This is a genomic window from uncultured Adlercreutzia sp., assembly GCA_910585575.1.
GTDB lineage: Bacteria > Actinomycetota > Coriobacteriia > Coriobacteriales > Eggerthellaceae > Adlercreutzia.
Genome location: CAJUFS010000019.1, coordinates 37,159 through 44,316, shown reverse-complemented (window position 1 = coordinate 44,316; position 7,158 = coordinate 37,159). Strand labels below are relative to the sequence as shown.

The following is a 7,158-nucleotide window of genomic DNA, read 5'->3' as shown; positions in this document are numbered from 1 at the left end:
GGAACGGGCTGGTAGGAGATCGAGGGGATGCTGCCCCCATCAAAGTCACGCCGTCTGCCACATTGGGGAGGACGGCTTGTCCTTGACAGGGGTCAACGGCCATCTTATTATGATCAACGGGGAAACCGCCCGAAGTTTCGAGCGGACATCATTTGCATAACGATACGAGCAGGTTGGGGAACCTGCCGGCACTCGCGTGCCGTCGCTTGCGATGTCCGAAGGGCGGATTATGGAATCCACTAATAAGAGACCTGTTATCACCCGTCGCAACCTCTGCTTGGGCGTGGGGGGCGTAGCTGTGCTGGCTGCCCTCGGCGGCGTCAAAGTTGCCAATGCCGACGCCCTGGTGCGGCCCCCCGGCGGCCAGGACGAGCAACGCCTTATCTCGGCCTGCATCCGCTGCGAGAAATGCTTCGAAGTATGCCCGCACTCCGTCATCAGGCCAGCCCACATCGAGGACGGCCTCGTAGCCATGCGCACGCCCGTCATGTACTTCGACAACCACTGGTGCGATTGGTGCGAGCAGGCCAACGACGGCCGCCCCCTCTGCGTTGAGCGCTGTCCCACCGAGGCCCTTGCCCTCCCGCAGGGAGCCGAACCGGAGACCACTATCCTCGGCAAGGCCATCGTCATCGAGGACTGGTGCCTGGCCTACCGCCTCACCGGTTGCCGTTACTGCTACGACGCCTGCCCCTACGAGGCCATCGAGCTAGATGCCGACAGCCGTCCGCATGTGATCGCCGACAAATGCAACGGCTGCGGGGCCTGCGAGAGCGTCTGCGTATCGCTGCAGAACGGCTCCATCTCCTCGGGCGCCACCAGCCGCGCCATCATCGTCGTGCCGGACACGGAAGCCTAGGGAGGACGCTATGAACACCAAGACCCTGAGAATCCTTGTTCCCCTGGCCGTCTTGCTCGTCATCGGCGTCGGCTTTGCCTTCCATTCCGGCGTGGGCACGCTTTCCGCCTTCGGCTGGGGCTCCATCTCCATCCTCTGCCCCCTGGGGGCTCTGGGCACCATGCTGGCCTCGAAGATGCTCGTGCCCCGCGCCCTTGTATCGCTCGGGCTGGCCGTTGCGGCCATTCTCCTTCTCGGGCGCGCCTTCTGCGGCTGGGTGTGCCCCGTGCCCGTCGTCTCGAAGCTGCGCGACATCTTCCACAAGAAGACGGACGCGGCTACGGAGGCGGCCTTGTCGACGGAAACCGACGGGAAAGCCTCCTCGGAAGCAGAGCGCACCGTCAAGCCCCTCTCGGTCGAAGAGCTTAAGGTCATCCACACCGGATGCGGCAAAGTGAAAGGCTGCGACTCCTGCGCTGAGAAGCGGGGCGCCATCGACTCGCGCCATGTCGTGCTCGGCGGCTCCCTGCTCACCGCGGCCATCTTCGGCTTCCCCGTCTTCTGCCTGATCTGCCCCATCGGCCTCACCTTCGCCACGGTGCTGCTCGTCATGCTGCTATTTACCGGCGGCGATGTCACCTGGTCGATTGTGGCAGTGCCGGCGCTGCTGGCAGCCGAGGTGGTCTTCTTCCGGAAATGGTGCAGCACCTTCTGCCCGCTCTCAGCCCTCATGAGCCTCATCGGCAAGGCGAACCGCACCTTCCGCCCGGCCATTAACGACCAGGCCTGCCTGGAAACCTCGAGAGGCGTCACCTGCGGCGTCTGTGCACGCGTGTGCGAACAGGGCATCGACCCGCGCCACCCCGAGCGCGGGGCAGATTGGTCAGAGTGCACCAAATGCCGGGCCTGCGTAGACGCCTGCCCGGGCCGCGCCATTACCATGCCGTTTTTGCCAGCGCGGGCCGATGACACCGAGCCTCCCTCCCAAAGCAGAAAAACTCGCAAGCAGAAAGAGGCCGATGCGCCAATTCTCGACGAGGACCTTCCCCTGGCGGCCTCTATCGGCCTTGACGATTAAACCGCAACCCCACGACGAAAGGACGCGCCCCATGACGACCGACGACTTCTTCGACCTTTCCCTTGAGGAAGACTACGGCACGTTCGACCCTCTGGCCGACTTCGGGCCGAGCGAAGACGACCTCGACGCGCCCATCGAAAGCGGCGTCATCCGCGCGGAGCCCAAGGAGTTTCCCTCCGCCGAGGCCCTCGCCCAAGCATCCGAGTCACTGGCCGCTCAGCCCGCCGCGGTGCGCATCGCCACCCTCCTCGACAACATGCAGCCCTCACGCAAACTGCTCTTCGCTCTTATGGATCGCTGCACCGCGCCCCAGGCCAACGAGGACATCACCGCCTTCATCGCCGAGTTCCAGCGCCACGCCAAAAGCGTCTTCACACCCGACCTGATTCTTCATCACCTTCACCGCGCCGGCGCCCTCGAGCGCCTGTGCGAAGACGGCAGCAGCTACGAGAGCCTTAACCTGGAACCGAGCGTTGTCGTCGAGGACGGCGTCGAGTACCTCACGCCCGTTGTCCCTCCGGAGATTTACTGGCATACCACCGCCGACGGCCAAGCGGCCCTGGCCGGCAACCGCCCTGCCGACCACCTGGCCTGGCAGCTAGAATCGGAGCCGCAGTACCGCCATCTTTTCCGCGCCGTGCTTGAGGCGGCCGCCGCAGAGGACGGCACCAGTGAGAAAGAGGTGGCGGCCCTCATCGGCGACGACCCGGTGCTCGAAAAGCCGCGCATGTACCCCCAGCGCTTCATCGGCAAGCTCAACGAGTGCGATGCCGTGAAATGGGAGGGCAAGCGATGGCGCATCACCGATTTGGGACGCACCGTTCTGGCGGAGATGAACAGCGGAGAATAGGAGAACCCATGACTACTATCGCCCCCGAGGAGCAGAACTTCTTCGATGACCTTGCGAACTTGTGCGAGCAGCGCGCTGCCACTTACGAGCTGCTCTCGCGCCTGTACCGCAAGGAGGTGGACGAGGAGCTGCTCGAAGTCCTTTCTGCCATGCGCTTTCCCGCAGCCACGGGAAACGTCCAAAGTGATCGGGGTCATCGCCTCATTGCCTCGTACCTGAGCCAACAGTGGGACAACACCCTTACGGAGCTCGCCGTAGACTACGTGCGCGCGTTCATTGGTAACACCAACGAGCTGGACGGCGCCGCCTTCCCCTTTGAGAGCGTGTACACCTCGGAGAAGCGCCTTCTCATGCAGCAGGCTCGCGACGAAGTGCTAGCCATCTACCGCGCTTTCGGCATCGACAAGGATCCTTCCTGGCGTGAGGGCGAGGATCATATCGCCCTCGAGCTCGAGTTCATGGGCACGCTCTGCCGGCGCACGGCCGATGCCCTGCGACAAGGCGACGAAGAAGCGGCTTTCAACCTGCTGGAGACTCAGAGAAACTTCCTTGGCGACCACGTGGGCGCCTGGGCACCCCTGCTAACCGTGGATATGCGCCACTTTGCGAAAACCGACTTCTACCGGGGCCTCGCCTGCATGACCGATGGATTCCTCGAGAGCGACGGCGAGCTGCTGGCCGACGTGCTCACCGAGGCGCCGGAAGCCGTGGACTAGGCCATGGCCGAGCCCGCACCCCTGCCCGGCGTCCCGCCGGCGCCGCCGAGCACGACGATCTTCGAGGGTACTGAGAAAACAGGGAAGACGGCCGCTCTTGTAGCCCGTGCCGCTTCCCTTCTGCGCGACGGCGCGAGCCCCGACGACCTGCTCGTCTTCGCTGCGAACCCCGACGGGGCCGCGGTGCTGCACCGCCGGCTCATCGAGGCCGACCCGCGCCTGGCAACGGCAACCGTCACCACCCCTCGCGCCTGGGCCCTGGATGTCCTGTCCGACCCGCACGCCCAGACATTCACCGGGCGGCGCCCGCGCCTGCTTGCCCCCTTCGAGGAGAGTTTTCTTTTAGAGGACATGAAGGTGAGCGGGGTACGTCCCGGGCGCATCGGCTCGCTGCTGAAATTCTTCGGCCGCAGCTGGTCCGACCTGGCCGACCTTGATGAGCATTGGCTTATCTTCGAAGAGGAGCGCGAGCTGCACCAACTCGCTAAGGACGTGCTTGCCGCCTATGGCGCCTATCTGGCAACCGAGGTGGCAAATGCGGGCTACCATTATCTGAGCAACGACGAGGCGGCCCTCGCCGCCCGACAAATTTCGCACGTTCTGGTCGACGACTACCAGAACCTCAGCCGGGCCTCGCAGCACCTGACAGCCTTGGCAGCTCGTAAATCCCTCACGGTGACGTGCAACCCCGACACCTGCATCGCCATCTTCGAGCGCTACCCCTACGCCGCAGGCGCCGACGAGCTGGCCGAGGCCTGCCCTTACGCCACCGTGACGAAACTAACCGAAAGCGCCCTTCCCCCCGGCGTGCAGAGCGCCATAGACCACCTGAACCGCCTGATCCGGAGCCAGGCGACCTTCGAAGACGGCCTTCCGAAGCCCGGCGGACTGCCGGCAGCCTCCGAAGCGGGGCTGAGCATCGAAAGCTGCCCCACGCCCGCCGACGAGGGCCGGCGCGCCCTCGCCTGGATCAAGGAGGTCCTGGGCACCGGAGCGCGCCCGCGCGACCTTGCCGTTGTCGTGCCCAACAAAACCTGGGAGCGCAATATGGTGCGCGCCCTGAAGGCCGCGGGTATTCCCGTGCGCAACGGCGGCCAGGCCGGGCCGGTGGCGGGCGACGTGCGCTACGCCGACCTATCTGAGGCGGCCCAATTCGTCACGCTCGTCACCCTGGCGGCGGACCCGCGCGACGGAGCGGCCCTGCGCGCCTGGTGCGGGTTCGGCGACTACCTTACCCATCGCGCCCTGTTCTCGGAGCTGCTGCCCCTGTGCAGCCCCCGGCGCGACCTGGCAGCCCTGCTGGGCGAGCTGGGCGCAACCCCGGGACAGAGCCTGACCTTCCAAAGCGACGCCGAGGGCGTAAGCGCTCGCATGGCCGAGCTGGAGCGCGGCCTGAAGGCGCTTCGGGGGCTTACGGGAAGCGCCCTGGTCCAAGCCGCCGCCGACTGCGTGGCGGGCCGCTCCGGCGCGCCGCTTCCCTCGGCCATAGCCGGCCTTCTGGGCGGCCTGGAAGAGACCGACGACGCAGTGAAGCTGGCTGACCGCCTCCAGCGCGCCATGACCTGCCCCTGTCTTCCCGACGAGGACGCTGTGGCCGTCGTGCGCACCGAGCGGGCGTTCGGCCTCGAGGCGACGCACGTGGTCGTCACCGGACTGGTGAACGGGTTCACGCCGCCGCGAGCCGTGTTTGACCGCACGCGCACGAGCCCGGAGAGGGCCGCCGCGCTTACGGCACGGGCCGCAGGGCTTCTCAAGGCTCCGCTTTCTCTGGGCGCCCGTGGTGCGCTGCTGCTCTCCTTCGAGACGCTCCGAGCCGTCGATGCCGAGGCCCAAGGGCTCCACATAGAGCGCTTCTATGCGGACAAGGGCACCCGCATGGCCCGCGTAAGCCGCAGCGTGCTTCTGAGGTAGCGGGGCCGCACAACGAAAAGAAGGCTCTTCCGGGGATCGATTCGTCATTTGCATGGGGGTTGGGGAGCGAATCGATCCTCGGAGGAGCCTTCTCTTTTTTTGCAGGATTTCAGGCGCTCCTGCAGCGCGCGCAAGGATGGGCGCGGGGAGCGGAGGGGCGCTCCCCGCGCCAGCCGGCCATCGCGGCGCCCCTTGGGCCCTGCGACGGCCAACCGAACCTAGAAGATGGCGAATACCGACAGGCCGGCGGTGTAGAAGACGCCGCGCAGGCAGATGGCGCCGATGGCGCCGCACACAGCGGCCACCGTGCCCCACACCTTCCAGTTGCCCATCTTCTTGCCGAGTACGGCGCAGACGATGGGGGCAACGCAGCCGATGATAAGCACGCCCACGATCATCATGAGGGCGCTCTCACCGGCAAACACGTTGAGGCTGTCCACCGAAGCGGTGATGTCCTTTGTGGGATGGGTCAAGTCGTAGTAGTAGCCCACCTCGCTGACCGAGGCCATGTTGATGCTGATGGCCGCCGCCACCGAAGCCACGGCATTCACGATCGAGCCGATCAGCACCACCGGCGAAAGCTCGGAGGCATCCTCGCCCATAAAGCCGCTGACGGCGGCGACGGTGGCCGGGCCCATGATGCAGCCAGCGCCGAGAAGCGACACCACCCACAACATGTTGTCCCACGCCGGGCGCGCCTCCATCAGGTAGGAGTGACCGGCCACGAACACCAGGGCAACGGAAGCCACGATGGCGCAGATGGCGCACCACGCAGGCACCTTGCCATCGTTGCGCTTGATCATCACCAGGTAGATAAGGGCGATGACGGCCAGCACCACAATGGCGATGAACTCCTGGGTAATGCCGCTCGTCAGATGACCGAAGCCGTTGAAGATGCGCTCCCAGTGCTCCAGGTGGAGGAATACCGCAATACCGCCGATAACCAGCAGCACCGCTGACACTATCCAGCAGGTGAACTGGATTTTCTCACCTTTGCCACGCAGGGCCAGGTAGGCCTGGGTGGCAAAGGTGCCGGCACACCAGGCGACGAAGGTCGTGAACAGAATGAGGGGCCATTGCAGTTCCATTATTCAGCTCCTTTCCATTCACGTCCGCGGAGGATGTACACGAAGTTCGGGTTGTTGTTGGCGTTGGGCAGGTGGTGCACCTCGGACTCGTCGTAGGGCTCGGCCAGCTCGCCCACGGTGATACGGTTGCCCGTGAACAGCTGATCGTAGGAGAAGTCCGCGTTCTCGCGGTCGGCCTGGTAGGCGTTGCGCGGGGCCTCGAAGGTCTCGATACCGGCATCCAAGTCGCCGAAGAAGCGGGCACGACCGCCGCATTGGCTCACGCACTGGGGCAGGCCACCCTGAGCCGTCAGTTGCTCGCAGAGGGTGCACTTCTCAACGACGCGCTCCTCCTCATTCAGATAGCGCACGCCGTAGGGGCAGGCCATGGCGCAGAACTGGCAGCCGATGCACTTCGACTTGTCAATCTGCACGGTGCCGTCTTCCATTTTCGAAGACGCGCCCGTGGGGCACACATCCACGCACTTCGGGTTCTCGCAGTGCTGGCACTGGACGCACAGGTAGTACATGTCGACATCGTTGGTCTTCTGGTAGTCGGCACGCTTGTAGGGCCCGATACGCAGAATCTTGTTCCAGTAATTGCCGATGGGCACGTTGTTGATGACCTTACAGCTCACCATGCAGGCCATGCAGCCCACGCAGCGGTTCAGGTCCGTGACGATAGCGTACTGAGTCAT

Annotated in this window: 7 protein-coding genes; 5 read left to right on the top strand and 2 right to left on the bottom strand. The window is 65.0% G+C overall.

Annotated elements, in window-relative coordinates:
- Window positions 1-229 precede the first annotated feature (229 nt).
- The 5 genes from QZ307_RS03960 to QZ307_RS03940 are packed head-to-tail and all read left to right on the top strand — an operon-like array spanning window position 230 to window position 5,393.
- Window positions 230-859 carry a 4Fe-4S dicluster domain-containing protein gene (locus QZ307_RS03960; RefSeq protein WP_295996183.1) on the top strand — a complete coding sequence of 210 codons (630 nt, stop codon included), beginning with the start codon at window positions 230-232 and terminating at the stop codon, window positions 857-859.
- Window positions 860-869: 10 nt separating this feature from the next.
- Window positions 870-1,916, top strand: coding sequence for a 4Fe-4S binding protein (locus tag QZ307_RS03955; protein WP_295996180.1), 1,047 nt, complete (start codon window positions 870-872; stop codon window positions 1,914-1,916).
- Window positions 1,917-1,947: 31 nt separating this feature from the next.
- A complete protein-coding gene (locus QZ307_RS03950) occupies window positions 1,948-2,766 on the top strand; it encodes a hypothetical protein (protein WP_295996178.1) in 819 nt (272 codons plus the stop codon).
- A gap of 8 nt (window positions 2,767-2,774) precedes the next feature.
- Window positions 2,775-3,482: a molecular chaperone gene (locus tag QZ307_RS03945; RefSeq protein WP_295996176.1), complete on the top strand. Its 708-nt coding sequence runs from the start codon at window positions 2,775-2,777 to the stop codon at window positions 3,480-3,482.
- Between the two features lie 3 nt (window positions 3,483-3,485).
- Window positions 3,486-5,393 carry a hypothetical protein gene (locus QZ307_RS03940; RefSeq protein ID WP_295996172.1) on the top strand — a complete coding sequence of 636 codons (1,908 nt, stop codon included), beginning with the start codon at window positions 3,486-3,488 and terminating at the stop codon, window positions 5,391-5,393.
- 218 nt (window positions 5,394-5,611) lie between these two features.
- Here QZ307_RS03940 and QZ307_RS03935 read toward each other — a convergent pair whose 3' ends face one another.
- Window positions 5,612-6,481: a DmsC/YnfH family molybdoenzyme membrane anchor subunit gene (locus QZ307_RS03935; protein ID WP_295996171.1), complete on the bottom strand. Its 870-nt coding sequence runs from the start codon at window positions 6,479-6,481 to the stop codon at window positions 5,612-5,614.
- On the bottom strand, window positions 6,481-7,158 hold the full coding sequence (locus QZ307_RS03930; RefSeq protein WP_295996169.1) for a 4Fe-4S dicluster domain-containing protein: 678 nt from the start codon (window positions 7,156-7,158) through the stop codon (window positions 6,481-6,483). The genes QZ307_RS03935 and QZ307_RS03930 overlap by 1 nt, the downstream gene beginning before the upstream one ends.

Coding starts and splice junctions, on each gene's coding strand:
- QZ307_RS03960 (WP_295996183.1), top strand. CDS start 230: ATGGAATCCACTAATAAGAGACCTGTTATCACCCGTCGCAACCTCTGC.
- QZ307_RS03955 (WP_295996180.1), top strand. CDS start 870: ATGAACACCAAGACCCTGAGAATCCTTGTTCCCCTGGCCGTCTTGCTC.
- QZ307_RS03950 (WP_295996178.1), top strand. CDS start 1,948: ATGACGACCGACGACTTCTTCGACCTTTCCCTTGAGGAAGACTACGGC.
- QZ307_RS03945 (WP_295996176.1), top strand. CDS start 2,775: ATGACTACTATCGCCCCCGAGGAGCAGAACTTCTTCGATGACCTTGCG.
- QZ307_RS03940 (WP_295996172.1), top strand. CDS start 3,486: ATGGCCGAGCCCGCACCCCTGCCCGGCGTCCCGCCGGCGCCGCCGAGC.
- QZ307_RS03935 (WP_295996171.1), bottom strand. CDS start 6,481: ATGGAACTGCAATGGCCCCTCATTCTGTTCACGACCTTCGTCGCCTGG.
- QZ307_RS03930 (WP_295996169.1), bottom strand. CDS start 7,158: ATGACTCAGTACGCTATCGTCACGGACCTGAACCGCTGCGTGGGCTGC.